Raw genomic sequence first — 25,440 nt, forward strand, 5'->3', positions numbered from 1 at the left:
GTCCTCTCTGGACAAACCCAACAAGATCATGGATCTTCGCTGCAGGGCAGACCCATTCGCAGGACTGGAGAGCGGACATGACCGAGATCTCTGCGAGCCGCCCCGAGACGGGCTACCGCGAGCGCGGCTGGTGGCGGGACGAGACCTTTCTCGACGACCTGCGGCGGCACGCTCGCGACACACCGCACAAGACGGCGGTGGTCACCCGGCGCCAGTCCGACGGGAGAACGCACCGGCTCGACTACACCGAGCTCGCCGCCGCCGCCGACCGCTTCGCCTGCGCCCTGATCGAGCTCGGCATCGAGCCCGGGGACGTCGTCGCGGTCCAGCTCACCGACCGGTGGGAGCTCGCCGCGATCACGCTCGGCTGCGTGCGCGCCGGCGTCGTCTACTGCCCGCTCATGAAGAGCTACCGGCGCCGCGAGCTCGACGTCATGCTGCGCGTCACCGGGGCCCGCATCCTCGTCACCATGGCCGAGGACAACGGCGACCGGCTCGGCGAGATGGGCGCGGAGTTCGCCGCCGAGCTGTCCTCGCTGGAACGCGTCTTCGTCGCCGACGGGCCGGGCCCGGAGGGCACCGAGGAGTTCGAGTCGTTCTTCTTCGGCACCGACTGGGCGGAACGGCACGGCCACCTGCTCGACGAACGCGAGCTCGGCCCCGACGACCCCTACCTCGTCCTGTTCACCTCGGGCACGACGAGCGAGCCCAAGGGCGTTCTGCACAGCCAGAACACCCTGTACGCGGCCGTCCGCGGCGAGGCGGAGGCGTTCGGCCTCGACGACACGATCGTCATGTACACGACCGCCCTCTACACCCACTACACCGGCGTCGTGCAGGGCATGCTGCTGCCGCTGTCGCTGGGCGGCACCATGGCGTTCCAGGACTCCAAGGACCCCGGCGACGCGCTCGATCACATCGCCGAGCACGGCGTCACGTTCTTCTACTGCGCGCCGTTCTACCTGCTGAGCCTGATCGAGGCGCAGCGGGCCGCGCCACGCTCCATCCCCGCGCTCGCCTGCCTGGTCAGCGGGTCGGCTCCGATCCCGCCGTACTTCATCACCGAGACCAGGAACGTGTTCGGGCTCCGGCTGTACTCGCTCTGGGGCATGACCGAGAACGGCCCGGTGACGATCACCCGCGCGGAGGACCCGGAGGACTGGGCCGCGCACAGCGACGGCAGTCCTGTCGCGGACATGGAACTGCGCATCACCCCCGTCTCGGACCTGGTCGAGGGCGAGGGCGTGCTGTGGGTGCGCGGGCCGACGCAGTGCCTGGGCTACTACCAGCGGGACGAGCTGTACGAGGCCGACCTCGACGAGGACGGCTGGTTCGACACCGGCGACCTGGCCCGCCCGGACGGCCGCGGCGGCATCCGCATCACCGGCCGGGCCAAGGACATGATCCTGCGCAACGCCAACATCGCGCCGGTCACCGACCTGGAGTCGATCATCGGCCGCCATCCCAAGGTGGGCGACGTCGCGGTCATCGGCCTGCGCGACGAACGCGAGGACGAGACGATCTGCGCGGTGATCACCCCTGGCGCGGGCTCGCCGGTGAGCCTTGAGGAGCTGCAGCGGTCGCTGGACGAGGCCGGAATGACCAAGTCGTACTGGCCGCAGCGGCTCGAACTGCTCGACGAGCTGCCCAAGACCGCGACCGGGAAGATCCGCAAGGCCGAGCTGCGGGAACGGTACGCGCAGGTGGACCGGCCGTAGCGCCGTCGCCCGCCGACCCGGCCCGGCCCGGCCCGGCCTGGCCCGGCCCGGCCTGGCCCGGCTCGTCCCGGCCTGGCCCGACTGGTCCCGGCCTGGCCCGACTCGTCCCGGCCCCGACCCGTCACGTCACGTCACGACCCGGACCCGGCTGAGCCAGCGGTTCAGTTCGAGGAGGTAGGAGAGACCGATCGCCGAGGTCCGGGCGGTGATCGGGCCGGGCAGCGTGTCCAGCTCGGAGGTGACCGCCGTACGGACCCTCTCCCGGTCCATGAGGTCGAAGAGCGGCGCGTCCGGGTCGTCGATCATCTCGACGACCATGGTCCGCACCGTCTCGCGGTACTCGGGGTCCTGGCTGGCCGGGTAGGCGCTCTTCGGCCTGTTGACGATCTCGTCCGGCAGCAGGTCCGCGCAGGCCTGGCGCAGCAGCGCCTTCTCCACTCCCCCGTGCGCCTTCAGGCCCGCGGGGATGTTGAACAGGTACTCGGCGAGCCTGTGGTCGGCGAACGGGACCCGTACCTCCAGACCGACGGCCATGCTCATCCGGTCCTTGCGGTCGAGCAGCGCGCCCAGCCACCGGGTCAGGCCGAGGTAGAAGACCTCGCGTTCCCTGCGCCTGCCGGGGTCCTCGCCGTCCAGGTGCGGGACCTCGCTCAGCGCCTCCCGGTAACGCTCGGCCTCGTACTCCTCCGGCCGGACCTGGCGCCTGATCTCCTCGCGCAGGAGCACCTGCGGCTGCCGCCTCGAATACATCCAGGGGAACGAGGTGTGCCCGATGAACCCCTCATCGATCTGCCAGGTGTAGCCGCCGAACATCTCGTCGGCGGACTCCCCGGAGAGCGCGACCGTGCAGTTGCTCCGGACCGTCTGGAACAGGTGGTACATCGAGGTGTCGAGGTCTCCCCAGCCGGGGAGGTCGCGCGCCTGCAGGCCGATCTCGATCCCGTCGACGAGGCTGCCGGTGCTGACCTTGGTCACGATGTGCTTCAGGCCGAGCCGCTCGGCGACCAGCTTCGCGTACGGCTCGTCCGGGCTCGGCCGCCACAGGTCGCTGCCCGGCTCGGAGGGCGCCGGGACGCTCACCGAGAAGCTGGTCAGTTCCCCGGTGAACTCGCGGGCGGCCAGGGCCGTGATGGCGCTCGAGTCGATTCCGCCCGACAGCAGCGTGCCGACCGGCACGTCCGCGACGATCTGGCGATGGACGATGTCGGTGAGCAGGTCGCGTACGTCGGCAGTCGACGCGTCGAAGTCCTTGGTGTGAGGCTTGGCCTCCACCCGCCAGTAGCGGCTTTCCCGGCAGCCGGACGCGTCCGCGACGACCAGGTGCCCCGGCTTCAGTTCCCGCATCCCGCGATAGACGGCGTGGCCGGGCGTTCTGGCGCGCGGGACGGCCATCAGCTCGGCGATCCCCTCAAGGTCGACCTCGGCCTTCATCTCGGGGTGCGCCAGCAGCGCCTTGGGCTCCGACCCGAAGATGATCCCTTCGCCGAGCTCGGCGTAGTAGAGCGGCTTGATGCCCAGCCGGTCCCGCACCAGGAGGAGCTGCTGCCGCTGCTCGTCCCAGATGGCGAACGCGTACATCCCGTTGAGGTGGGTGACCAGATCCGTTCCCCAGTGCAGGTAGGCGGTCAGCAGTACCTCGGTGTCCGACCGCGTGGTGAACGACCAGCCCGCCGAACGCAGCTCCGCGCGGAGTTCGTGGAAGTTGTAGATCTCGCCGCTGAACGTGATGACGACCGGCTCACCGTTCCGCCCGGTCCGCACCATCGGCTGCAGGCCGCCCTCGATGTCGATCACGGCGAGCCGCCGGTGGCCGAACGCGGCGTGCCTGGACAGCCACGCGCCCTCGTCGTCCGGGCCTCGCGGGATCTGCGTACGCGTCATGTCCGAGATGACGGGGCGCTGCGTCTGCAGGTCCCGTGTCCAGTCGACCCAGCCGGTGATGCCGCACATGAGCAGCCCTTCGTTCGTAGGCGGAGGTCATGCGAAAGAGGTCATGCGAGGGAGCTTGGAGAGAAAGCGGTCATGCGGAGAGGAGACGGCTTCGCGCGAACGCGAAGAGGTCGGGAAGGCCGGCGTTGACGAACTCCAGATCGTGTCCGCCGGGGCGTTCTCGGTATTCGTGGGGAACGGACGCGGCCGAGAGCGCGTCCCTCACGTTCTGGTTCATGGAGACCATCCGGGGATAGTCGTCCAGGCCGACGTCGAAATAGACCTCGACCGGGTGGTCGGCGTTGCGGTCCCGGATCAGGCGGTACGGGTCGTACCTGCGCCGGACCTCGCTGCCGACCGGGCCCCACACGCGTTCGTGGTCCCTGGTGGTCGGGATCGCCATCCGCCGGTCGTCTCGCAGATGGTGGTACGGATCGCCCTCCCGGAGTGGGGCTTCGAAGGCGCCGCTGTTGCTGCACACGACCGAGAACAGCTCACCGTGCAGCAGCGCCTGGAAGAGGGCGGCGGCCCCGCCCATCGAGAATCCGCCGATGCCCCGGCCGTTCCGGCTCGCCACCGTGTTGAAGCGGTCGTCGACCTGGCTGACGACCTCGTCGACGAGGTAATCCTCGTAGCGCCTGCCGCGTGCGTCGTTGATGAACCAGGACCGCCCGGACTCGGGGAACACCAGGATCAGCTGGCCGGAGTCCACTGCGGGCGCGAGGTCCGCGCACTGGAGCCAGGTGGTCCGGTTACCGCCGAATCCGTGCAGCATGTACAGGACCGGGAACGGCCTGCCGACCGGAGAGTAGGAGGGCGGCAGGACGACCGTGATCGTCTTCTCCCGGCCGATGGAGGCGCTCGACCAGGTTTCCGTCAGGACCTTCATCGCAGCATCCGCCTACGACTCGACCAGCCTGCGCCGGTCGACCTTCCCGTTTCTGTTCAGTGGCAGCGCATCGAGGACATGGAAACGATCCGGAACCATGTAGCGCGGGATCTCGGCCAGGCAATGCCTGCGCACCTGCGCGACGTCGAACGGATCCGAGCCGGGCACCACATAGGCCTCTAGGGTGCGTTCATCCGGCCCGTCGCCGACCGCGACGCAGACCGCTTCCCGGACGTTGTCGGCGGCCGCCAGCACGGCCTCGATCTCGCCGATCTCGACCCGGTGACCACGGATCTTCACCATGTCGTCTTCGCGCCCGCCGAACACGTAGTTCAGATCGTCGTCGACGCGGACCAGGTCACCCGTCCGGTAGGCCCTCACGGGCTCGGCGCCCGCACGCTCGACCAGGATCGTCTTGGTCGCCGTGAGCTCGTCGTCCCACCAGTAGCCGAGCATCACCGAGTCACCCGCGACGCAGAGCTCGCCGGACGCTCCGGGCTCGTTGCCGAGCGCGCGGCCGGACTTGTCGACGACGAACGTCTCGGCGTACGGGCACGGGCGTCCGATCGGCACGGGCTGCCGGAGGTGCGGCGCGAGATCCGACGCGCGAACGCGGTGGAAGACGCACACGTTGGTCTCGGTCGGGCCGTAGAGGTTGTAGAAGGCCTCTGCTGGAACGAGCGAGCAGAGCTCCCGCAGCCGGGTGATCGGGAACGTCTCCCCCGCGAAGAGGACGACGCGCAGCGACGATTCAGCCAGCAGCGCGCTGTTCTTGGCGGCCAGCATCCGGGTCAGGGCGCCCGGGACCGAGTACCACACGGTGATGCGCCGCTCGGAGACGAACTTGTTGAGCGCCCCGCCTAGCCCGACCTGGCTTTCGGGGATCAGCACCACGCAGCCGCCGGCGCTGCACGTCCCGAACAGGTCGAGGACGGACAGGTCGAAATGGAACGGCGCGTGGCTGGAGACCCGGTCAGCCGAGGTCAGGCCGAACTCCTCGACCGTCCACTCCACGAACGCGCGGGCGTTGCCGTGGGAGAGCATGACGCCCTTGGGCACGCCCTTCGACCCCGAGGTGTGCAGGATGAACGCCGGGCTGGCGACGTCGACGAGCGGTTCGCGTACATCCGCCGCCGCGGCGGAGGCCGCGGCGGGGGCCGCGGCGGGGGCCAGCGCTTGCGCCCAGTCGATGACGGAGCCGTCCGTTGCCGTCTCCATCGGCTCGTCCGCGTCGGAGCCGACGGACACGATCCGGCAGGAGGCGTGCTCCCGCAGCCACTCGACCCGGTCGTCCTGCGCGATCACGTACGCGACCTCGCAGTGCGAGACGATGTGCGCCGCCCTTTTGAAGGGCGCGCTCGGGTCGATGGGAACGTAGGCCGCGCCCGTCTTCAGAATGCCGTAGACTGCGACGACCGCCTCGACCGACTTGTGCAGCCAGAGGCCGACCCGGTCGCCGGGAACGACCCCGCCCTGGATCAGCGTCCGGGCCAAGGCCGAGCTCTGCCTGTCCAGCTCGCCGTAGCTCAGCGAGGTGCCCTGGAATTCGACCGCAGGCGCCTCTGGCTGCTTCTCGGCCCAGTGACTCAGATAGTCGCTGAGACTGTTCAACGTCCATCCCCGCTTCCGCCCGTGTCCGGCCAGGTGATGCCGAGCTTCCCCGCGATGATCACGCGTTGCATGTCCGACGTGCCCGAGGAGAGGGTCATGCCGAGGGCGTCCCGGAGGTCGCGCTCGGTGTGCCCGTCGGAGGTGTAGCCGATCGCCCCGTAGACCTGCATGACGCTGGTGAAGATCTCCGCCGCGGCCTCGCTCACGTACAGCTTTCCGGTCTCGGGGAAGATGCTCGTCTCCGGCTCTCCGAGGTCGGTCGCGGCGCGGTAGAGGAGCATCCGCGAGATCTCCCAGCGGATCCGCATGTCGACGATCCGGTTGGAGACCGACTGGAAGTGCCCGACGTGCTTGCCGAACTGGCGCCGGCGGCGGCTGTGGAGCGTGCACGCGTCGATCTCGCGTTCCATCACGCCGAGCCACGGTGCCAGGAGCAGGGACCGTTCCCATTCCATCGTCCGCGCGAAGATCGCGGCGCCCTGCCGCTCGGCGCCGAGGCGCCGGGGGGCGGGGATCCGGCACTCGTCCAGCTCGACCTCTCCCCAGCGGGCGGTGCGCAGGCCCATCTTCTCGGCCTGCTCGTGCACCGTCACGCCGGCGTCGCCGCGCTCGACCAGGAACGCGGTGACCCCGTTGAAGCCGAGCTCGGGATCGACGGTCGCGTACACGACGAACACGTCGGCGATCGGGGCGTTCGTGACGTAGCGCTTGCGCCCGGTGAGCCGGTAGAAGTCCCCGTCGCGCTCGGCCCTGGTCACCAGCGACAGCGCGTCCGACCCGCTCCCCGGCTCGGTCATCGCGTTGGCCCCGATGAGCCGTCCGGCGGCGAGCCCGGGCAGGTACGCGCGGCGCTGGTCTTCGTCGCCGTACTTCCAGATCGGCAGTTCGGCCGCCAGTACGTGTGCGCCCATTGCCATCATCAGGCCGTTGTCGAGGCAGCCGTAGCCGAGCCCCTCCATTGCGCGCACATAGGTGAGGGGATCGCATCCGGACCCGCCGTATTCGGTCGGCAGTATCAGCCCGAGTACGCCGCGCTCGGCGCAGAGCGTCCAATCGTCGTGATTGAACTCTCCGGTCCGGTCGCGTTCGGTTACATCTTTACCTAGTGACTCTTCGCCAAGCGCGCGGTAATCGCGGTACAGCTCATCTTGGCGATCGTTCCATTCGACCCGCATCACCGGGGCGTGAATGGCGCGGGTCGGACGGGGGTCGGGAGCGGAGTGATCGTACCGTCACTGTGCGAAATCACAATGCACAACTCCTTGGTTCACCGGGTCGGCTGGAAACCAGGCCCGGCCCACCGGTCGCGGTCCATTGTCCATGAGTCCGCCGATCTTGAAAAGGGTCAACTTTGACCAGGTCGAGCGCTCAGGATGACGGGATGTGATGTCTTGCACGCCTCTGACTCCTGTCGTACGGTACGCACCGTCAGCCGAGCGGAGTGGTGAACGTTGCGGCCGTGGACGCCTCCCGACAGGTTCACGCGCCCGGACAACATCCCGAGACGACGCGTGCAGATGAGGTGCGTGCCATGGATCGTGCCAAAGACCTGGATCTGTCAGCCGAGATCAAGGACATCATGATCAGCGTGCTCGAATTGGGCATAGACCGCGAGCAGCTCGACGATAAGGTCTCCCTTTATTCGCCGACCGTCGGACTGGACTCGCTGAGCCTGCTGCACATCCTTGTCGAAATCGAGAAACGGCTCGATCTCGAGATCGACGACGAGGACGTGATGAACGCGGAACTGAGAAACGTGGGAAGCCTGGTGGACATGATCAGGCAGATCATCGACGCGAAGGGCGCTGACGAATAACATGCGCGACGTGTTCAACCTGGAGGCCGACCGGGTTCCCACGCATTGGTACAATATTCTCGCCGATCTCCCGTTCGAGGTCCCCGTGCCGCGACCTGCGTCATCGAGAAACGGCGCCGGAAGCAACGGCGCGAACGGCGGCGCGGCGAACGGCAGTGACGCAGACGGCGGCCAGGCGATGCTGCAACCGCAGCTGCCGCTGTCCATGTACAAGCAGAGCATCGGCCGCACCCGCTACGTCGAGATCCCCGAGCCGGTGCGGGCGGAGTACCAGCGCTGGCGGCCGACGCCCCTGTACCGGGCGTCCAGGCTGGAGAAGGCACTCGACACCCCCGCGCACATCTACTACAAGTACGAGGGCACGAGCCCGTCGGGCAGCCACAAGATAAACACCGCCCTGGCGCAGGCCTATTACTACAGCCGTTCCGGGGTCAAGGAAATGGTGACCGGGACCGGCGCCGGCCAGTGGGGCAGCGCGCTCTCGATGGCGTGCCACCCGTACGACATGGCGTGCACCGTTTTCATGGTGCGGTCCAGTTATGAGCAGAAGCCTTACCGCGGCACGCTGATGCGTTTGAACGGCGCCCGGGTCATCACCAGTCCCAGCGAGGAGACGGAGGTGGGCAGGGCCGCCCTGCGCGCCGACCCCGACCATCCGGGCAGCCTCGGAATAGCGAACGCCGAGGCCATCGAATACGCCAACGCCCGCAAGGGAGCGCGGTTCTCGATCGGCAGCGGAGAGAACCACGTCCTGCTGCACCAGACGGTCATCGGCGAGGAGGCGCTGCTCCAGATGAAGCTGGCCGGCGAGTTCCCCGACGTCGTGATCGGGGCGATGGGCGCGGGCAGCAACTTCGCCGGAATCACGTTCCCGTTTTACCGCGAGGCGTTGACGGAGAATCCCGCCACGCGGTTCCTGGCGGTCGAACCCGACGCGTGCCCCAAAATGACGCGCGGCAGCTACCTCATGGATCACACGGACTACTCAGGCGTGACTCCCGTGGTCAAGATGTACACGCTGGGGCACAGATTCACGGCGTATCACATTCACGCGGGCGGTCTGCGCTACCACGGCGCGGCGCCGATCGTCAGCGCGATGTACGACAACGACCTGGTCGAGGCCATCTCGTACGGGCAGAACCGCGTCCTCGAAAGCGGCGCCGCGTTCGCGAAGGCCGAAGGGCTCGTTCCCGCCCCCGAATCGGCCCACGCCGTGACGGCCGCGATCGAGGAGGCGGTGAAGGCGCGCGAGGAGAAGACCGAGCGGGTCATCCTCTTCGGGCTCAGCGGCCACGGGCTGCTCGATCTCAGCGCGTACGAGAGCTACATGGCCGGGAACCTCGTCGACGTCGTTCCGACTGATGAGGAGATCCAGGCGTCCCTGCGCCCGCTCATCGAATCGAGCTGAACACCCCGACACTCCCACCGGCCGGCTCGACGCGCAGAACCCATGTGGCCAACCCTGGCTAAAACAGGGCGTAATCGGCCGGTCGCTGCTTGACTCTCACCTGTCAGGGTCCTTCGGGTGGGAGGAGAGCGCGATGTCGCTGTATCTGATCAAGGGCCAGTACCGGATCAGGGGAAGCCAGCCCGACGGGGACTCGGTGCACTTCTTCCCCGACGACGCCGCCGCGTTCACCAAGCTGCACCTGAACGCGCGCGTGGGCGCGAGCGGCGCCGCGCAGCTCCGGCTGGACGCGATCGACGCGCTCGAGACCCACTACACCCCGCCCGGGCACGGCGGCCGCACGCTGCACCAGCCGCTGGAGCTCGCGCACGCCGCGGGCGCCCGGCTCCTCGAACTGCTCGGCTTCACCAACGTCGTCCGCACCGGCGAGGTCGTCAGCAGCGCGACCCCGGACGCGACGCCCGGCTACATCCTGACCAGGTTCGGCGACAAGTACGGCCGCCCGGTCGCGCTCGCGTTCCCCGGCACCATCGACCAGCCCGACCTCGGCCTCGTCTTCACCGACGCCGCGCTGCTCAAGAAGAGCGTCAACTACCAGCTGCTCAGCGAGGGGCTGGTCTACCCGACGTTCTACAGCAAGCTCTACCTGGACCTGCGCGTCGCGCTGACCCAGGCCGCGGACGCCGCCCGCGAGGCCAAGACCGGGATCTGGGGCGCCGACGCCACCACCGACGGCGCCACGATCCACGCCCAGTCCGACCTGTCCGAACGGCTGGTCCTGCTGCCCAAGCTGTTCAGGCGCCTGGCCGAGTACTTCGCCACCGCGCCCGGCGATCCCTCGCTCGGGCATTTCAAGGCGTTTCTGTCCACGCTGAACGACCGGCTGTACGTCATCTCCGAGGGCCGTGCGACCGGGTTCGACACCGTCATCGACGTGAACGGCGACACCGTCAAGCTCACCAAGGCCGTCACAGACCTGATCTTCGTGGAGGGTTGATCCGGGATGCCCTGGTCAGCCGGGGCATAACCGGATGTTATCGGCAATTGGCATCTCCCCTTCCGGGACGATCTCCTTCATCGTGTGGGGCACCAGCAGAGTTCAGCAGCGCGTTCCAGACCGCTCCCCTGGCATCACTGGTCTGGTCCGCGCACGAACAAGGAGCTCCCCGCATGGGAATCCCCTCCCGTAAGTTCGCCGGCCGGATCGCCGCGGTCGCCGTGGCGGCCGCGGCCGTCGCCGCCCCCTTCGCCCCGACCGCACAGGCCTCCCAGGGCACCGCGCCGCATCCGGCCTGGAAGACCTGGCAGACGTCGGCGCAGGACGCCAAGGCCGACCGCGCCTTCTTCCAGGCCGTTCTCGCCGTCGCGAAGAAGAAGCAGCTCGCGCACCCCGAGCTGGACCAGGTCACCGTGACCTACGACAACCAGGCACCCACGTTCAGCACCTCGATCGCGAACAGCACCCGCATCTGGAACGGCGCCGTGCACAACGTTCAGCTGCAGGAGAGCGGCGGTGGCGGCGACTTCTCGTACTACGAGGGAAACGACCCGCGCGGCTCGTACGCCGACACCGACGGGCATGGGCACGGCTACATCTTCCTGGACTACGCGCAGAACCAGGAGTACGACTCGACGCGCGTCGCCGCGCACGAGACCGGTCACGCCCTCGGCCTGCCCGACCACTACGAAGGCCCGTGCAGCGAACTGATGTCGGGCGGCGGCCCCGGCCCGTCCTGCACCAACTCCCAGCCGGACGCCAACGAGCGCGCACAGGTCGACCAGCTGTGGGCGAACGGCCTGGCCAAGGTCAGCGCTTCCCTGATGAGGTGACCGCACTCCCTCTGAACAGCCGCTGACCTGTCGCAGGCCCCGCACGCCGCCGTGCGGGGCCTGCGTTCTGCGGTCAGAGTCCTGCGGTCAGACCTTGGTCACGCAGCCGGAGACGATCCAGCCCCGCTTCGAGCCGTAGGTGATGTTGTAGTACGTGGTGCCGGTGATCCCGCAGGCCGTGTAGGAGGGGCCGGTGCTGCGGGAGTTCAGGCAGGCCGTGTCGCCCTTGTAGAACAGGCCGAGCGACGTGCCGCCGATCGAGGCGCGGATGTTGATGTTCTCCTTGGCCTTCACGCTGCTGCTGCAGGCGAGAGGCGCCGCGGCCTGAGCCGAGGCCTGAGCCGACGCCGGGGTCGCCGCCTGGGCCGAGGCGACGCCGGGGAGGGCGACCACGGCCATGCTGATCGCGGGCACGAGCAGAGCCAGTCTCTTCATCTGGAGCTCCCTTCGGGGCGATGATCACCGGCACTGTAGGCAGAAAAGGATCTTGAAGGGAAGATCGACTTTTCGCCGGAGCGAACCTGGGAGCGTCCGGCGTCGTCGGTTGAGGGTGAACGTCGATCACCGACCGAGGAGTGCCCAGAGATGAACGACGCGACCGCCATGCGCGAACGAGGGCTTGAGGCCCGGCGAAAGGGGGATCTGGCGGAGGCGGAACGCTGCTTCCAGGAGGCCTTCGAGGCAGGCGCGCCGCAGGCGGGCCATGACCTCGGCGACCTGATGATCGACCGGGGCGACAAGACCAGGGCCGAGGAGTGGTACCGGCGCGCGGCCGACCAGGGCGTGGCCGACAGCGAGTTCGAGGTCGGGTACACCGAGGCGTCGCGGGGCAACCTGGACCTGGCCGAGAGCTGGTACCGGCGGGCGGCCGAGCAGGGCCACGAGGGCGGCAGCCTCAACCTCGGCTCGCTCCTGCACAAGCGAGGCGACCTGGAGGAGGCCAAGCGGCACTTCATCCGGGCGTGGGAGGTCGGCTCCAACGCCATGGCCGCGTCGAACATCGGGCTGATCTTCGACGACGAGGGCAAGGGCGACCTGGTCTCCGCGGCCGAGTGGTACGGCCGTGCCGCCGATCTCGGGAACGCCGGCGCCGCGTTCAACCTCGGGTTCGTCTGGGCGGACCGCGGCGAGCCGGACAAGCGCATGGAGGCGTGGAAGCAGGCCGCCGACCTGAAGCACCCGGAAGCCGCCTACGCGGTGGCCGACGTGCTCATGTCACAGGGAGAGGTCACGGAGGCCGTTCCGTGGCTGCGCAGGTCGGCCACGGAGGTGGGCAACCAGAAGGCCGCGCGCAAGCTCTCCCAGCTCTACACCTCCGAACGCATGGCCAGGTACTGGCGGGAGTTCCCGCAGGGCCCCACGTTCTACAGCCCCGAACTCCAGTCGTTCGCCAGCGAGGTCTCGGCCGCTTCGATCCACCAGCAGGACGTCTTCAACGACGCCCACGGCAGCGCATACGTCGAATGGAACCTGGACGAGGCGACCGTGAACCTGGGCGGCCGCGAGTTCAGCGGGCTCACCGTCCTCGGCAGCTTCTCCAACCTCTCCGAGACCTGGCTGTGGGCCTGGGACAACCCCAGCTACGAGCAGGACCTGCCCTGCCTCACCGAGCTGCGGACGATCCGCGAGTTCGGTGAACGCCACCAGATCCCCGAGTTCATCATGGGCCAGTCCGACTACTCCCGGTTCAACTTCCCCTCGGGCGGCGCGTTCACGATGGCCATCGCCGCCGCCACCCTGATCGGCGCGAAGGGCGTCATCTCCGTGACGGTCAACGACGGCAAGGGCCGCCTCGTCCTCGCCGTCAGCGACCCTGACCTGCCCACCTCCGAGTACGACGGCCCGGGCGCCGCCGAGCTGATCAGGCGGGCCGTCCTCGTCTGGCCGTACGAGCAGCGCCGCGTCGTCCACGGCTTCATGCGGCACCACGGTTTCGAGATCGAGATGACCCCCGCCACCTTCGTGGCCGTCTCCGCCGACGGCCACAGCGTCTCGGTCAGCTGCCCCCTCGAACGCGCCAAGGAGCACCCCGAGGTCGCCGCGATCCTCGGCCGCGACAACGCCGAGGTCAACGTCTCCCCCGCCCAGATCCGAGGCCGTCGCCCCGCCGGCCCCGAATCCGCCGACCCCCGGTCCGCCGAGCTCGTAGCCCTCTTCGACCTCGACGACCGCCTCCTCAACATCACCGGCGGCTGACCCCCGTTCACCACACAAAGTCCCCGCCTCCTTCCACGAAGAGGCGGGGACTCGCGGCTCGGGTCAGGGCTTGCGGCCTACGCCGCCGGTCATGAAGCGGACGTCGATGGTGCCGGCGTCCAGGACGGGGGTGTCGGGGCGCCACAGCGGGAGGGGCACGAGGCCCGGCTGCAGGATCTCCAGGCCGTCGAAGAAGGCGGCCAGCTCCGCGGGGGTGCGGACGCGGCCGGTGCCGAGCTGCTCCAGGAGCTGCTTCTCCAGCGCCACCGACTCGGGGGCGTCGCCCAGGCGGGTGAAGTTGGTGATGAAAAAGAACGATCCACGGGGGGCCGCGTCGCGCAGGACCTTGACGATCTCGCCGGGGTTCTCGTCGTCGCCGAGGTGGTGCAGGATGCCGACGAGCATGATGCAGACCGGCTGGTCGAAGTCGATGAGCGCGCGGACCTCGGGGCGGGCCAGGAGTTCGCCGGGCTTGCGGATGTCGGCGGTGACCACGGTGGTGTTGGCGTTGTCGGCCAGGATCGCGCGGCCGTGCGCCAGCACGATCGGGTCGATGTCCACATAGACCACGTGGGCCTGCGGGTTGACCTCCTGGGCGACCTCGTGGGTGTTGCGCACGGTCGGCAGGCCCGACCCGAGGTCGAGGAACTGGGTGATCCCCTCCTCCTCCGCGAGGTAGCGGATGACCCGGTGCAGCATCGCGCGGTTGTGCAGGGCGATCTCCCGCAGCTCCGGCATGATCGCGAGGCTGCCCTCGGCAACGGCACGGTCCACCGCGTAGTTGTCCTTGCCACCGAGCATCACGTCATAGACGCGCGCCGCCGTCGGAACATCGGTGGGAATCTGCGGGGAGGACTCAGCCATGTGCACCTCAAGGGTCAGGGAGGTTTTCACCCTCATCGTAGCTACGCATGGTCATCACAAACATGAAAACCCTTATGTCACAAGGACATCGCGGGCCTTCTGCGGCCACAGCCGGACAGGGCGCGGACGTGGTCCGGGCGGCAACGCTCTGTGCTTTCACTGCGTCGAACCACGAGGATGCGCCATAAAGGGGGAACACCCGAAGCTCGTGGAGCCGCCATGCCGCTCACGCCAGCGGACGTTCGGAACAAGCAGTTCAGCACGACCCGGATCCGGCCGGGATACGACGAGGACGAGGTCGACGCCTTCCTCGACGAGGTCGAGGCCGAGATCGCTCGGTTGATGCGGGAGAACGAGGAGCTGCGCTCCAGGCTCGGGGAGAGCGTGCGGGGCCCGACGCCCGCGATGGCGGCTCCGTCCGTCGAGCTGCCGCCGCCTCCCGCCACGGACGAGCCGGCGGGGCACCGTAAGCCCGAGGCCGCCCAGCCGCCTGGCGCGTTCGATGACGACATCTGGGCGGGGTCGGCCTTCGATCCGCCACAGCCCGCGGATCCGCCCGGCGGCTGGTTCGGGCGCGACCCGGCATCCGGCACCTCGATCGCACCGCAGGCGGGCGGCGGGCCGACCGGCATCGGCGGCTCTCCCACGCGGGCCTACAGTCCACCGCCTTCGACCTACTCGCGGCCGACCGCGCCGACGGTGTTCCCGCGTTCGACCCCAGCGCCGGGCTTTCCCTGGATCGGCGATCAGCGCACGCCGGTGCGCTATCCGCAGACGCTCCCGTCGCCGCGCGGCGCGTACTCGCCCGTTGAACCGATTCCGGCCCACCCCACCGCCGAGCCGTACGCTCCGGCGGCGATGTCCCGCCTCTCCGGCACGAGGCGCGTACGGCGGACACCGGAGGAGTCGACCGAGACGTACGCCGACGGGGCCGTGCGGGTGATCAGGTTCAACGAGACCGAACGGCTGCTGTTCGACGACGGCGAGGGCGGCCAGGTCCTCAACTGGACCACGGCGCTGCCGCCGAGCACCGCCGGTCTGCTCGCGCTCGAGCTCACCGGGATCGACGACACCGGCGAGGCGAGCATCTGCGTGTCGGGCGAGACCGGCGACATCAGCCCCGCGCTGATCTCCTCGCTGATCGGCTCCCAGGGCGGCGCGTTCGACGAGACGTGCGAGTTCTTCCGCATCGACTTCGACGGCCAGAGCATCGCCTACCAGCGTTTCGCCCAGGAGAACGGGCCGCCGACCGGCTACCTGGGCATCGCGGCCGACCGGCTGAGCCTCCCGCTCGCCGCGGCGCTGATCGTCCAGTCGGGCACGCCGCAGGTGCTCGAAGCCATCCTCGACCTCGGCGGCTACCGGCTGCTCGACCGGCTGGACCGGCTCCTGGCGGTCGAGGCTCCGGCGAACGAAGGGACCACAGATGGGCAGTCGTGACCGCAAGTGCTATGACCGCGCGACCGCCCTGCCCGGCGGGCTGACGGTCGAGTCGGTCATCGAGTCCGACGCCGGAGCCTGCACGGTGGACGCGACGCGGGAGGCCCGCCACCGGCTCGTCGTGCGCAACCGCACGCTCTTCCGGTTCACGATCGAGATGGAGGCGACCTGCGAGACGGCCGGCCTCAAGTACGCCTCCGGCGACACCCGCTGGGCGGAGACGATGGAGGTGGCGGTGCGGCGGTCGAGCGGCCGGGCCGGTGAACGCGTCCGCGAGACGGGCCTGTCCAGCGTGACGGCGGCGCCGGACGAGTCGATCAAGGTCGAGGTGGTCTGCTCGCCGCTGGGCCACTCCGGCGTGTGCAACGCCTCCCTGCACCTCCAGGTCGACACCACCGCCGGGACCGGTCTGTGAAGACGTTCGGCCTGATCATGCCGTTCGCCGCCGCGATCCTGCTCTACCTCGCCTCGCCCTACATCGCTCAGCAGGCCAAGCGCGTCCTCGTCGGCCAGATCGCAGAGAGCCGGGTGCGCAGCCGGCCGCCTCGGCATCCCGAGGACACGCCCTACTACCTCGCGGTGCCGGCGATCGAGGACTACGTCGAGTACGCCGCCGACTTCGTCCAGGTGGCCTCGGCGGCGCTGCTGCCCATCGTCGGGGCGGTGTTCTCGCTCACGCAGGGCGCCGACCCGATGTTCCCGCTGGGCTTCCTGACCATCGTCGCGGTGCTGTCCATCGGCCTGATCGCCTGGGTCGCGAGCCAGGACGCCGCCGTGTACGTCTCGCGGAAGTGGTTCGGCTACTCGGTGGTGTCGCTCGTCGGCATGGCGATGAACGTCGTCGGCCTCGTCATGGTCGCCGTGCCGATGTGACCGGGGTCAGTGCCGATGGGACCGAGGTCAGCGCCGATGGGACCGAGGTCAGTGCCGATGTGACCCGGGGTCAGAGGCTGCGCAGAACCGAGACGACCACGCCGAGGATGACGGCCTCGTCGCCGTCGATGACGTCGTAGGCGGGGTTGCGGGGTTCGAGGTGAACGTGGCCGTTGCGGCGCTGGTAGACCTTGACGGTCGCCTCCTCGTCGATCATCGCGGCGACGATCTGGCCCGAGTGCGCCTCGGGCTGCTGGCGGATCACGACGATGTCGCCGTCGCAGATCGCGGCGTTCACCATCGAGTCGCCGCGCACGCGGAGGCCGAAGACGGTGCCTCGGCCGGTAAGGCCGCGGGGCAGCGACAGAACGTCGTCCACGTGCTCTTCGGCCGCGATGGGCACGCCCGCGGCGATGTGACCGACCACGGGCAGGGCCACCGACTCGTCGGTGTTCTGCGCCGGCGTCTCCTGCAGGAACATCCGCACGTCGATCGGCCGGGACACCGCGGGCGAGCGGCGCAGGAAGCCCTTGTCCTCCAGGCTCGCCAGGTGCCGTGAGACCGAGGACGAGGAGCGCAGGCCCACGGCGTCGCCGATCTGGCGGGTGCTCGGCGGGTAGCCGTACCTGTTCACCCAGTCCCGGATCGTGACCAGGATCCGCTGCTGGCGCGGCGGCAGGGTTGAGGTGTCCAGGCCTTCGAACGCTTCAAGATCATCGTACGTGGTCACCCGCGTAAGTCTAGGGCGCCCGTGCGATGACCGCGGCTGCCAGGAAACGCGGGCGTTATCCCGCGTTCTGCAACTTCTCCCTATGGACGAGACACGGGTTGGAAAGCGGGTGTTGTGGGGCTGGGGACTCGCCGCCCTGGTCATCGCGGTGTTGCTGGTGATCGGAGGAACTCTTGCGTTCAGAGGCGGCGGAGCCGGTGCGGTGGCGTCGCCCTCGGTGAACGTCACCGTCGCCACGCACAAGTGGAAGCAGGTCGTGCCCGGGGGCGACTGCAAATGCGCCAACGGCAGCGCGTTCTCCTTCTGGGAACGGCAGGCCGATCCCACGAAAGTGGTGCTGTTCCTGGACGGCGGCGGAGTGTGCTGGGACGCGGCCATGTGCAAGTTCGTCAGCACCGACAGCGAGGGTGAGAACGACCTCTACAACTGGGACGGCAGGGCGGGCGAGGATCCGGGATCGCAGACCGGCTTCTTCGATCTGGGACGGCCCGACAACCCGTTCAGCGGCTACTCGATCCTCTATGCGAGCGGTTGTACCGGCGACGCGTTCCTGGGGAACGCAGCGCAGAAGCTGTCGCCGACGTTGACCGTCCAGCATCGCGGCTATGTGAACGGGACGGCGGCGCTGGATCATCTCGTTCGGCAGTATCCGCATGCCGTCCAGGTCGTCGTCATCGGCAAGACCGCCGGGTCCATCTCAGCGCCGATCTACGGAGGGCTGGTCGCCGAGAGGCTTCCGCATGCCAAGGTCACGGTTTTCGGCGCCCAGTCCGGTGCCTGGCCCGACAACCCGGATTTCAACGCCAAGGTGCTCGGCAAGGCGTGGGGCGCTTACGCCGCGATGCCTCGGTGGGCGGTCGGCGGGATGGCGGTTCGCGACTGGGGAATTCCGCGGTTGTCGATCCAGGCCGGACGGCATGCGCCCAATATCGTGCTGGCCCGCTTCGACTATGCCTTCGACCCGGCCGCGTCTCGGGAAGTGACCCGATGGATGCGGAAGGACTCTCTCGCGGTCATCAAGGAGAACGAGGCGGCGATCGAGGCGGCCGGGGTGAACGTGCACGGCTACACGGCGCCCGGCAAGCGGCACGGCCTGTTCGAGTTCCAGACGTTCTATGACCTCGACGTCGGGGGCGTGAAGCTCGTCGACTGGCTCAGGCAGCTGATCTCCGGAACGGCGCCCGGCGACGTTCGGTGAGGTGGAGCGCTTCCACGGCGAGGAGGGTGAGGGCGATCGTCGCGGTGACCGTTCTGGTGGCGACGTGCGCCCTCCTGTGGCGCCTGGACCGCACACCGGTAGGAGCGCTCACGACGCTCACCCCCGCCATCGCCTGAACGAGCGGCGAGCGGGCGGACGGCTAGCGGGCGCGGTCGTAGACCACGGCCATCTCGCCCAGCACGCCGGTCTCCTGGTAGGCGAGCGTCCACTTCGTCGCGGGCAGGCCGTCGTCGAACAGGCGCTGCCCGCCGCCGGTGATCTCGGGAACGATCATGAGGTAGAGGCGGTCGAGCAGGTCGGCGGCCAGCAGCGGCTTGATGATGCTGGCGCTGCTGTTGACGAGGATGTCACCCTCACCGCCGGCCTTGAGGTCGGCGACGACGTTGGCGACCGGGCCGTTCACCAGCCGGGCGCGTTCCCACGGCGCCTCGGTCAGGGTGGTCGAGAAGATCACCTTCTCGCTGTCGACGAGCCACGTGGCGTAGCCGCGGTCGCGCGGGTCGGCGCTCTCGTCGGCGGCGACGGACGGCCAGAAGCCGAGGAAGCCCTCGGCGTTGACGCGGCCGAGCACGGCCGTCGTCGCGTGCTCCCACATGCGGCTCATCTGGTCGCGCGCGACGTCGCCGGTCACGTACGGGATGAACGCGCCGAAGTCACCGGGCCCGCCGGGGCCGTTGTAGTGCCCGTCGAGGCTGAGGGTCAGGTTGGCGGTGACCGCACGGCCGGTCGTGGTGGTCATGTCGAGCTCCTCATGCCGGCGGCGATCACGGCCGCGAGCTTGTCCAGGGTCTGGCCGAAGCCGATCTCGATGCCCGCGATGAGGTCGGCGGAGCCGACCGTGCTGTCGGTGATCCGCAGCTGGACGTCGAGGTCGGTGCCGGTGCGGGTGGGGTGCAGGGTCATGTCGACGTGGGAGGTGAACGCGACGCCGCCGCCGGGCAGCAGCGGGGAGGAACGGTAGGCGAGCCGTTCGCCGGGGCGGACGTCGACGACGACCCCCTCGGCGCGCCCGGCGACCTGGTCGGAGCCGTCGAAGTCCTCGACGTCGCGGTACTCCAGGACGACCCGCCCGCCCGGCCGCGCGTCGAAGACGAGCTCGGAGACGCGCAGCTCGTCGGGCGTCCACCAGCGGGCGAGCAGCGCGGGCTCGGTCAGGTGGCGCCAGATCAGCTCGACGCCCCCGGCCAGCGGCCTGCGGAAGTTGAACGTGCGGCCGTCGGCCCAGCCCGTCCGGTCCGCCGCGAGCCGCTCCGCCTGGACACTGAGACCGTGGCGTTCGTAGGTCTCGCGTGAGCCGCCGAGGCGTTCGGCGGCGTCGGCGAGGCGGGCGAGTTCGGCCGCCAGGTCGCGCAGCGGCTCGGGCCGGAGCGCGTAGACGCGGCGCTGGCCGATCCGCTCGGAGGTGACGACGCCGGCGCGCTCCAAAGTCTGCAGGTGCTTGGTCGTCTGCGGCTGGCGCGCTCCCGCGAGCCGGGCGAGGACGCCGACCGGCCGTGGCCGTTCGGCCAGCAGGTTCACCAGCCGCCAGCGGGCCGGGTCGCTCAGCGCGACCAGAAGTGCGTCCATGCCAGCAATTATTCGTTACAAAGAATATTCGTGTCAAGGAATAGTTTGAGATCCCACGCTCGACCGGCACTACTTGATCAAATGCGGGTAGGTAGACCGGACGCACGTGTGCCGGGAGACGATCGGGGGATCAACGTGACCGTGACAGACGACGAGGTGGAACTGGACTTCGCGCGGGCCTGGGTGGAGTTCCCCGATCCGGCCGACGACGAGCAGATCTTCCGGTGCGACCTGACCTGGCTGACCTCCCGCTGGAACTGCGTGTTCGGGCGCGGCTGCCACGGCATCGTGCCGGGCAAGGAGAGCGAGGGCTGCTGCTCACTGGGCGCGCACTTCTGCGACGAGGAGGACGAGGAACGGGTCGCCGCGCAGGTCGCGCGGCTGACGCCCGACATCTGGCAGCACCACAGGACCGGAACGCGCGACGGCCACGTCGCGACCACCGGCGACGGCTCGCGGCGCACGCGGATCGTCGGCGGCGCGTGCATCTTCCACAACCGGCCCGGCTTCAGCGGCGGCGAGGGCTGCGCGCTGCACGTGCTGGCGCTGCGGGACGGCCGCGAGCCGCTGGAGTACAAGCCGGACGTGTGCTGGCAGGTGCCGATCCGGCGCACCTACGAGACCGTCGACCGCCCCGACGACACCCAGGTGCTGGTCGTGACGATCAGCGAGTACGACCGGCGCGCCTGGGGCTCGGGCGGCGCCGACCTGAACTGGTGGTGCACGGGCGCGAAGTCGGCGCACGGCGCGGGCGAGCCCGTCTACGTCTCCTACAAGCCGGAGCTCACCGAGCTGATGGGCCAGGAGGCGTACGAGGCACTGGCCGAGCTGTGCGAGCAGCGGCTGGCCGCCTCTCTGCCGCTGCTCGCCCCGCATCCGGCCGATCCCGCCTGAGCGCCTGAGCGCCTGAGCGCCTGAGCGCCTGAGCGGGCACGATACGTTCGGGGGATGGATCTCGACGTGCTGACGGCGCTGGCCGAGGCGAGCGGCGCCGACCCGATGCAGGTCCACACGGTGCTGGCGCTGCTGGCCGAGGGCGCCTGGTGGACGCAGCCCGACCTGATCCGCGAGACGGCGACGCCGCGCCGGACGGTCGAGGCGCTGCTGCGGGAGATCGCGCCGGAACGGGCCGGGGACCGGTTCCGGCTCAGCGGTGATCAGGCCGCCTCGTACCGCAAGGCGTTGGACCAGGCGCGGCCGCTCGCGCCGCCCGCCGATCCCGTCGCGCACCTGCTCGCCGAGCACGCCGAGATCCTGGATCGGCTGGAGGATCTGGTCGCGGGCGGGCCTCGTGCCCGGCAGGCGCTCGACCATGTCGCCGCGACACCGGAGACGGTGCTGCGGCGGGCGCTGCTGCTCGGCGCGCGCTTCCACCTGGCCGGCGCACGGGTGCTGTGCGTCGGCGACCACGACCTGACGTCGCTGGCGATCGCGATGATCCACCCGGAGACGCCGGTCACCGTCGTGGACATCGACGAGCGCATCCTGGCCTACATCGACGAGCAGGCCGAACGCCTCGGGCTCGACGTGCGGACCCGCTGGGCCGACCTGCGCCTCGGCCTGCCGGGCTCGGTGCACGGCGAGGCGGACCTGGTCATCACCGATCCGCCGTACACCCCGGAGGGCGTCGGGCTCTTCGTCGGGCGCGGGGTGGAGGGCCTGCGCGACCCCGATCGCGGGCGCGTGCTGCTGGCGTACGGGGCGAGCGACCGGACTCCGATGCTCGCCCTCAAGGTTCAGCGGCAGCTTCAGGACCTCAACCTGGTCTACGAGGCGATCTACCCGGATTTCAACCGCTACTTCGGCGCGGAGGCGATCGGTTCGGCCGCCGACCTGTACGTCCTGCGCCCGACCTCCAAGACGCGCCCCGCCGTCGCCGCGCAGGTGGAACGCATCGGCACGACGATCTACACGCACGGGGCCCAGTCCGTCGAGGCGCGCGCGGACACCGAGGTCGCCGAGACCGCGCTCGCCGGTTTCGAGCCCGGCCTGCTCGTGGGCGACTGGCCCAAGGCTCTGCTGCCGAAGCTTCCCCGCGTCCGGCCGTCGACCTGGCTGGCCAAGCCGTACGCCGCCGCGCAGTCGCGAGTGGCCGTGCTGGTGCCCGCGGGCATGGAGGCCGCGCTGCCTCGACTGCTGCTGGCCGCCCGCGCGGAGCACGTCCGCGTCATCACCGCCGCGCCGCTGACCGGCAGCAGCCTGCGGCCGCTCTCCCCCGTCTACGACATCAGTTCGTCCGGCACGACCATCGACGCCGTCCGTAAGCCGTTCCCCCAAGAGCAGGCGGCGGGCATCGTGCGCCAGATCCTCGACAAGGCGCACGGCAAGGTCGTCAACACCTGGCGCGAGGCGCTGATCCGCGCGAACGGCGACCTCACCAAGCGGCAGGCCCGCGACATCATCCTGAATCACGCCCCCTGGGCCGAGGGGTGCACGCCGCTTGAGCTCCCGGCGCACCGCCTCACCCAGCTGCCGGCCGCGGTGAACGCGTCCCTCGGCGACAGCTGAAGCAGAGCTGCGCTAACCGCGCCAGGAGGTGCCCGTCTCCTCTTCGAACGCGGGGCGGGCGGTGACGGTGTCGTAGAAGATCCGCAGCGTGCGGATGCGGTCGTCGTCGCCGAGTTCGAGGACGTCCACGCACTCGAAGTCGGCGGGCGCGCCCGAGGGCAGCGTCCAGTCGAAGCGGAACCAGATCGCGACCAGGTTCGGGCCCTCGGTCACGCCGCGCAAATGCAGGCTGGACCGGCCGGTGTCGGCGAGCAGCCGCGGATAGAAGTCACCGGCTGGTGTCGGCCCGTAGAGCGGCGAATGCACGACCGCATCCGGGTGGAAGAGGGTCAGCAGCGCGTCCAGGTCGGCGGCTTCCAGCGCGGTCAGGTAGCTGGTCGCGAGGGTCTGGGCGTTCATGAGCGCTCGGCGATGAGGGCGGCCAGCCCGTCGTAGATGCGCTCCAGGCCGAACCGCCTGGCGTTGTCCTCCAGGGCCGGGGCGTCGTCGGTCAGGGCGGCGCTCAGCTCGGGGAACGTGTCGGCGTTCGCGCGGATGAGCCCGGCCAGCTCGCCGTCGCCCGACCACGGCTGGGTGCCGGTCGTGGCGAGCGACTGGGTGTTGCGCACGTGGCCGAACACCAGGAACGCGGCGGCGAGCCGTTCGTCACCGGTCAGGCCGGTGCCCGCGAGCGTGGCGACGGTGCTCTCGGTCCAGCCCACCTCGCGCGGTCCCATGCTCCGGGCGGCGCCGAGGGTCGCGGTCGGCAGCCACGGGTGCTCCTGCCAGATCGTGGTGAGGCGGCGGACGACCTCTTCGAGGCGGGCGCGCCAGTCGCCGGGGATCGCGCTCACGTCGGGCGGATCGCCGACCGCGTTGTCGACCATGAGGCCGATCAGCTCGTCCTTGTTGGCGACGTGCCGGTAGAGCGACATCTTGGTGAAGCCGAGCTCGCCGGCGATCCGCTGCATGGAGATCGCCTCCAGGCCCTCGGCGTCGGCCACCTCGATGGCCGCGCGGACGATCGCCGAACGAGAGAGCGCCACGCGGGGCTTCTTCTCGTCGCGCAGGTCCCAGAGCTCCTTCATTCGCCCTCTCTCCTGGTCTCGCCAACTTGGGTCTTGTCAACCCCGGTCCAGTGTGTCTAGCTTACACCAAGTGTCCATCGGACACTCAGTGTCCATTGGACACTTGATCTTCTCGTACGGATGGAGGCGGACCCATGAAGGCCGGACGCCGCGAATGGACCGGGCTCGCGGTCCTGTCGCTCACGACGCTGCTGATGTCCCTGGACGTCAGCGTGCTCTATCTCGCGCTCCCGCAGCTCAGCCGCGACCTGGGCGCGGATTCCACCCAGCAGCTCTGGATCATGGACATCTACTCGTTCATGCTCGCCGGGTTCCTGGTCACCATGGGCAACCTCGGCGACCGGATCGGGCGGCGCCGGCTGCTGCTGATCGGCGCCGGCGCGTTCGGCGTCGCCTCGGTGGCCGCCGCCTACTCGACGAGCCCGGAGATGCTCATCGCGATGCGCGCGGTGCTGGGCGTGGCCGGGGCGACCCTCATGCCGTCGTCGATGGCGCTCATCCGCACGATGTTCAAGGACCCGCGCCAGATGGGCTCGGCGATCGGCATGTGGTTCAGCTGCTTCCTCGGCGGCATGGCGGTCGGGCCGCTGGTCGGCGGCGTGCTGCTGGAGCACTTCTGGTGGGGCTCGGCGTTCCTGCTCGGCGTCCCGTTCATGGTCCTGCTGATCGCCCTCGGCCCGGCGCTGCTGCCCGAGTACCGCGCCCCGCAGGCCGGCCCGCTCGACCTGGTCAGCGTCGCGATGTCGCTCGCCGCCATCCTGCCGGTCATCTACGGGATCAAGACGCTGGCCCGGGACGGCTTCCACGTGCTGCCCGTGGTGCTCATCGCGGCCGGGATCGTGGTCGGGTTCGCCTTCGTCCAACGGCAGCGCGAGCTCAGCGCGCCGCTGCTGGACCTGCGGCTGTTCGCGAGCAGGACGTTCTCCGGCATGCTGGCGATGATGCTGATGACCGGCATCGTCATGGCGGGCCTGTCGCTGCTGACCAGCATCTACCTGCAGACGGTGAAGGGGCTGTCGCCGCTGCACGCCGGGCTGTGGCTGGTGCCCCAGAACATCGCGATGATCGCCGGTCTGATGTCCGGCCCGGCGTTCGCCCGCCGCTTCCGCACCTCGCACCTCATGGCGGCCGGGCTGGTCGTGGCGGCCGGCGGCTGCCTGATCCTGACCCAGCTGAACGCCTCGTCGAGCGTCGGGCTCCTGGCGGGCGGGCTCTCGGTCTGCGCGATCGGCATCGCCCTCCCGATGTCGCTCGGCAACAGCCTGATCATGACCTCGGTGCCGGAGGAGAAGGCGGGCTCGGCGGCGGCGCTGAACGAGACCGGCGGCGAGTTCGGCATCGCGCTCGGCGTGGCCGTCCTCGGCGCGCTCGGCGCCGCCGTCTACCGCGCCACCCTGCCCGACCTGCGCTCGCACGGCGTCACGGGCGGCGCCGCCGACCAGGCCAAGGAGAGCCTCACCGGCGCGATGGCGGTGTCCGCCCGCATCCCCGGCGGCGCCGACCTGGTGAACGCGGCCAAGGAGTCGTTCACCACCGGCCTGAACACGGTCGCCTGGACCGGCGTCGCGGTCTTCATCGGCATCGCGGTCCTGGCCCTGATCACCTACCGGAACGTGACCACCCCCGAGCCCGAGCCCGAGACCGCTCCGGAGGCTGTGTCGGCTCCGGAGACGGTGGCGGCTCCGGAGACGGTGGCGGCTCCGGAGACGGTGGCGGCTCCGGACACCGAGTCGGCGCCCGCCTGAGTCGGCGCCCGCCTGAGTACGTGACTGGAAG

At 69.7% G+C, this 25,440-nt stretch carries 23 protein-coding genes and 1 pseudogene; 13 read left to right on the forward strand and 11 right to left on the reverse strand.

The window, feature by feature from the left end; translation table 11 throughout:
• Positions 1-77 precede the first annotated feature (77 nt).
• On the forward strand, positions 78-1,718 hold the full coding sequence (locus J4573_RS01000) for an AMP-binding protein (protein WP_208253266.1): 1,641 nt from the start codon (positions 78-80) through the stop codon (positions 1,716-1,718).
• 126 nt (positions 1,719-1,844) lie between these two features.
• On the opposite strand, the gene asnB is transcribed toward J4573_RS01000, so the two are convergent.
• The 4 genes from asnB to J4573_RS01020 form a co-directional block, all read right to left on the reverse strand.
• Positions 1,845-3,668 (reverse strand): asparagine synthase (glutamine-hydrolyzing), encoded by a 1,824-nt coding sequence (gene asnB, locus J4573_RS01005; RefSeq protein ID WP_208253267.1) that lies wholly within the window; start codon positions 3,666-3,668, stop codon positions 1,845-1,847.
• A 70-nt stretch (positions 3,669-3,738) separates the two neighbouring features.
• Entirely contained in the window at positions 3,739-4,536 is a 798-nt protein-coding gene (locus tag J4573_RS01010; RefSeq protein WP_208253268.1) for an alpha/beta hydrolase, read from the reverse strand.
• Between the two features lie 12 nt (positions 4,537-4,548).
• Positions 4,549-6,147, reverse strand: coding sequence for an amino acid adenylation domain-containing protein (locus J4573_RS01015; RefSeq protein WP_208253269.1), 1,599 nt, complete (start codon positions 6,145-6,147; stop codon positions 4,549-4,551).
• Positions 6,144-7,322, reverse strand: coding sequence for an acyl-CoA dehydrogenase family protein (locus J4573_RS01020; protein WP_208253270.1), 1,179 nt, complete (start codon positions 7,320-7,322; stop codon positions 6,144-6,146). The genes J4573_RS01015 and J4573_RS01020 overlap by 4 nt, the downstream gene beginning before the upstream one ends.
• A 284-nt stretch (positions 7,323-7,606) precedes the next feature.
• Here J4573_RS01020 and J4573_RS01025 point away from each other — a divergent pair, with 284 nt between their 5' ends.
• The 4 genes from J4573_RS01025 (at position 7,607) to snpA (ending at position 11,201) form a co-directional block, all read left to right on the forward strand.
• Entirely contained in the window at positions 7,607-7,963 is a 357-nt protein-coding gene (locus J4573_RS01025; protein ID WP_208253271.1) for an acyl carrier protein, read from the forward strand.
• Between the two features lie 10 nt (positions 7,964-7,973).
• Complete coding sequence (locus J4573_RS01030) at positions 7,974-9,371, forward strand: TrpB-like pyridoxal phosphate-dependent enzyme (protein WP_307796438.1); 1,398 nt, start codon at positions 7,974-7,976, stop codon at positions 9,369-9,371.
• 133 nt (positions 9,372-9,504) lie between these two features.
• Positions 9,505-10,368 (forward strand): hypothetical protein, encoded by an 864-nt coding sequence (locus tag J4573_RS01035; RefSeq protein WP_208253273.1) that lies wholly within the window; start codon positions 9,505-9,507, stop codon positions 10,366-10,368.
• 173 nt (positions 10,369-10,541) lie between these two features.
• The gene (gene snpA / locus J4573_RS01040; RefSeq protein WP_208253274.1) at positions 10,542-11,201 is read left to right on the forward strand and encodes a snapalysin; all 660 of its coding nucleotides are present in this window, start codon (positions 10,542-10,544) and stop codon (positions 11,199-11,201) included.
• An 87-nt stretch (positions 11,202-11,288) separates the two neighbouring features.
• On the opposite strand, the gene J4573_RS01045 is transcribed toward snpA, so the two are convergent.
• Entirely contained in the window at positions 11,289-11,636 is a 348-nt protein-coding gene (locus J4573_RS01045) for a hypothetical protein (RefSeq protein WP_208253275.1), read from the reverse strand.
• A 150-nt stretch (positions 11,637-11,786) separates the two neighbouring features.
• Here J4573_RS01045 and J4573_RS01050 point away from each other — a divergent pair, with 150 nt between their 5' ends.
• On the forward strand, positions 11,787-13,397 hold the full coding sequence (locus J4573_RS01050) for an SEL1-like repeat protein (RefSeq protein ID WP_208253276.1): 1,611 nt from the start codon (positions 11,787-11,789) through the stop codon (positions 13,395-13,397).
• A gap of 63 nt (positions 13,398-13,460) precedes the next feature.
• Here J4573_RS01050 and J4573_RS01055 read toward each other — a convergent pair whose 3' ends face one another.
• Positions 13,461-14,261, reverse strand: coding sequence for an SAM-dependent methyltransferase (locus J4573_RS01055; RefSeq protein WP_208253277.1), 801 nt, complete (start codon positions 14,259-14,261; stop codon positions 13,461-13,463).
• 219 nt (positions 14,262-14,480) lie between these two features.
• Between J4573_RS01055 and J4573_RS56895 the strand changes: the two are divergent.
• From J4573_RS56895 to J4573_RS01070, 3 genes and pseudogenes are all read left to right on the forward strand, one after another.
• Positions 14,481-14,753 (forward strand): annotated as a pseudogene (locus J4573_RS56895) (DivIVA domain-containing protein); the annotation flags it as partial.
• Positions 14,754-15,687: 934 nt separating this feature from the next.
• Positions 15,688-16,116, forward strand: a complete 429-nt coding sequence (locus tag J4573_RS01065; RefSeq protein WP_208253278.1) for a hypothetical protein — start codon at positions 15,688-15,690, stop codon at positions 16,114-16,116.
• Positions 16,113-16,574: a hypothetical protein gene (locus J4573_RS01070; protein WP_208253279.1), complete on the forward strand. Its 462-nt coding sequence runs from the start codon at positions 16,113-16,115 to the stop codon at positions 16,572-16,574. The genes J4573_RS01065 and J4573_RS01070 overlap by 4 nt, the downstream gene beginning before the upstream one ends.
• A gap of 70 nt (positions 16,575-16,644) precedes the next feature.
• Here the strand turns inward: J4573_RS01070 and lexA are convergent, their stop codons facing one another.
• Entirely contained in the window at positions 16,645-17,304 is a 660-nt protein-coding gene (gene lexA, locus J4573_RS01075) for a transcriptional repressor LexA (protein ID WP_208253280.1), read from the reverse strand.
• Between the two features lie 82 nt (positions 17,305-17,386).
• Here lexA and J4573_RS01080 point away from each other — a divergent pair, with 82 nt between their 5' ends.
• Positions 17,387-18,502 (forward strand): pectin acetylesterase-family hydrolase, encoded by a 1,116-nt coding sequence (locus J4573_RS01080; protein WP_208253281.1) that lies wholly within the window; start codon positions 17,387-17,389, stop codon positions 18,500-18,502.
• Positions 18,503-18,662: 160 nt separating this feature from the next.
• Here J4573_RS01080 and J4573_RS01085 read toward each other — a convergent pair whose 3' ends face one another.
• On the reverse strand, positions 18,663-19,262 hold the full coding sequence (locus tag J4573_RS01085; RefSeq protein WP_208253282.1) for a dihydrofolate reductase family protein: 600 nt from the start codon (positions 19,260-19,262) through the stop codon (positions 18,663-18,665).
• Positions 19,259-20,089, reverse strand: coding sequence for a metalloregulator ArsR/SmtB family transcription factor (locus J4573_RS01090; protein WP_208253283.1), 831 nt, complete (start codon positions 20,087-20,089; stop codon positions 19,259-19,261). The genes J4573_RS01085 and J4573_RS01090 overlap by 4 nt, the downstream gene beginning before the upstream one ends.
• Positions 20,090-20,224: 135 nt before the next feature.
• On the opposite strand from J4573_RS01090, the gene J4573_RS01095 reads away from it, so the two are divergent.
• Both J4573_RS01095 and J4573_RS01100 read left to right on the forward strand, forming a co-directional pair.
• A complete protein-coding gene (locus tag J4573_RS01095; protein ID WP_307796439.1) occupies positions 20,225-20,983 on the forward strand; it encodes a DUF3109 family protein in 759 nt (252 codons plus the stop codon).
• A gap of 54 nt (positions 20,984-21,037) precedes the next feature.
• Positions 21,038-22,597: a bis-aminopropyl spermidine synthase family protein gene (locus J4573_RS01100; protein WP_208253284.1), complete on the forward strand. Its 1,560-nt coding sequence runs from the start codon at positions 21,038-21,040 to the stop codon at positions 22,595-22,597.
• 12 nt (positions 22,598-22,609) lie between these two features.
• Here the strand turns inward: J4573_RS01100 and J4573_RS01105 are convergent, their stop codons facing one another.
• Positions 22,610-22,996: a nuclear transport factor 2 family protein gene (locus J4573_RS01105; protein WP_208253285.1), complete on the reverse strand. Its 387-nt coding sequence runs from the start codon at positions 22,994-22,996 to the stop codon at positions 22,610-22,612.
• Complete coding sequence (locus J4573_RS01110) at positions 22,993-23,664, reverse strand: TetR/AcrR family transcriptional regulator (RefSeq protein ID WP_208253286.1); 672 nt, start codon at positions 23,662-23,664, stop codon at positions 22,993-22,995. The genes J4573_RS01105 and J4573_RS01110 overlap by 4 nt, the downstream gene beginning before the upstream one ends.
• Positions 23,665-23,798: 134 nt before the next feature.
• On the opposite strand from J4573_RS01110, the gene J4573_RS01115 reads away from it, so the two are divergent.
• Positions 23,799-25,409, forward strand: coding sequence for an MFS transporter (locus tag J4573_RS01115; protein ID WP_208253287.1), 1,611 nt, complete (start codon positions 23,799-23,801; stop codon positions 25,407-25,409).
• Positions 25,410-25,440: the final 31 nt, after the last annotated feature.

It is taken from the genome of Actinomadura barringtoniae, assembly GCF_017573505.1.
Taxonomy (GTDB): domain Bacteria; phylum Actinomycetota; class Actinomycetes; order Streptosporangiales; family Streptosporangiaceae; genus Spirillospora; species Spirillospora barringtoniae.

Bases quoted from the DNA above. Each gene is read 5' to 3' on its own strand.
- J4573_RS01010 (WP_208253268.1), bottom strand. From the start codon at position 4,536: ATGAAGGTCCTGACGGAAACCTGGTCGAGCGCCTCCATCGGCCGGGAG.
- J4573_RS01000 (WP_208253266.1), top strand. From the start codon at position 78: ATGACCGAGATCTCTGCGAGCCGCCCCGAGACGGGCTACCGCGAGCGC.
- J4573_RS01090 (WP_208253283.1), bottom strand. From the start codon at position 20,089: ATGGACGCACTTCTGGTCGCGCTGAGCGACCCGGCCCGCTGGCGGCTG.
- J4573_RS01065 (WP_208253278.1), top strand. From the start codon at position 15,688: ATGGGCAGTCGTGACCGCAAGTGCTATGACCGCGCGACCGCCCTGCCC.
- J4573_RS01115 (WP_208253287.1), top strand. From the start codon at position 23,799: ATGAAGGCCGGACGCCGCGAATGGACCGGGCTCGCGGTCCTGTCGCTC.
- snpA (WP_208253274.1), top strand. From the start codon at position 10,542: ATGGGAATCCCCTCCCGTAAGTTCGCCGGCCGGATCGCCGCGGTCGCC.
- J4573_RS01055 (WP_208253277.1), bottom strand. From the start codon at position 14,261: ATGGCTGAGTCCTCCCCGCAGATTCCCACCGATGTTCCGACGGCGGCG.
- J4573_RS01110 (WP_208253286.1), bottom strand. From the start codon at position 23,664: ATGAAGGAGCTCTGGGACCTGCGCGACGAGAAGAAGCCCCGCGTGGCG.
- asnB (WP_208253267.1), bottom strand. From the start codon at position 3,668: ATGTGCGGCATCACCGGCTGGGTCGACTGGACACGGGACCTGCAGACG.
- J4573_RS01105 (WP_208253285.1), bottom strand. From the start codon at position 22,996: ATGAACGCCCAGACCCTCGCGACCAGCTACCTGACCGCGCTGGAAGCC.
- J4573_RS01080 (WP_208253281.1), top strand. From the start codon at position 17,387: ATGGACGAGACACGGGTTGGAAAGCGGGTGTTGTGGGGCTGGGGACTC.
- J4573_RS01085 (WP_208253282.1), bottom strand. From the start codon at position 19,262: ATGACCACCACGACCGGCCGTGCGGTCACCGCCAACCTGACCCTCAGC.
- J4573_RS01050 (WP_208253276.1), top strand. From the start codon at position 11,787: ATGAACGACGCGACCGCCATGCGCGAACGAGGGCTTGAGGCCCGGCGA.
- J4573_RS01045 (WP_208253275.1), bottom strand. From the start codon at position 11,636: ATGAAGAGACTGGCTCTGCTCGTGCCCGCGATCAGCATGGCCGTGGTC.
- J4573_RS01035 (WP_208253273.1), top strand. From the start codon at position 9,505: ATGTCGCTGTATCTGATCAAGGGCCAGTACCGGATCAGGGGAAGCCAG.
- J4573_RS01100 (WP_208253284.1), top strand. From the start codon at position 21,038: ATGGATCTCGACGTGCTGACGGCGCTGGCCGAGGCGAGCGGCGCCGAC.
- J4573_RS01020 (WP_208253270.1), bottom strand. From the start codon at position 7,322: ATGCGGGTCGAATGGAACGATCGCCAAGATGAGCTGTACCGCGATTAC.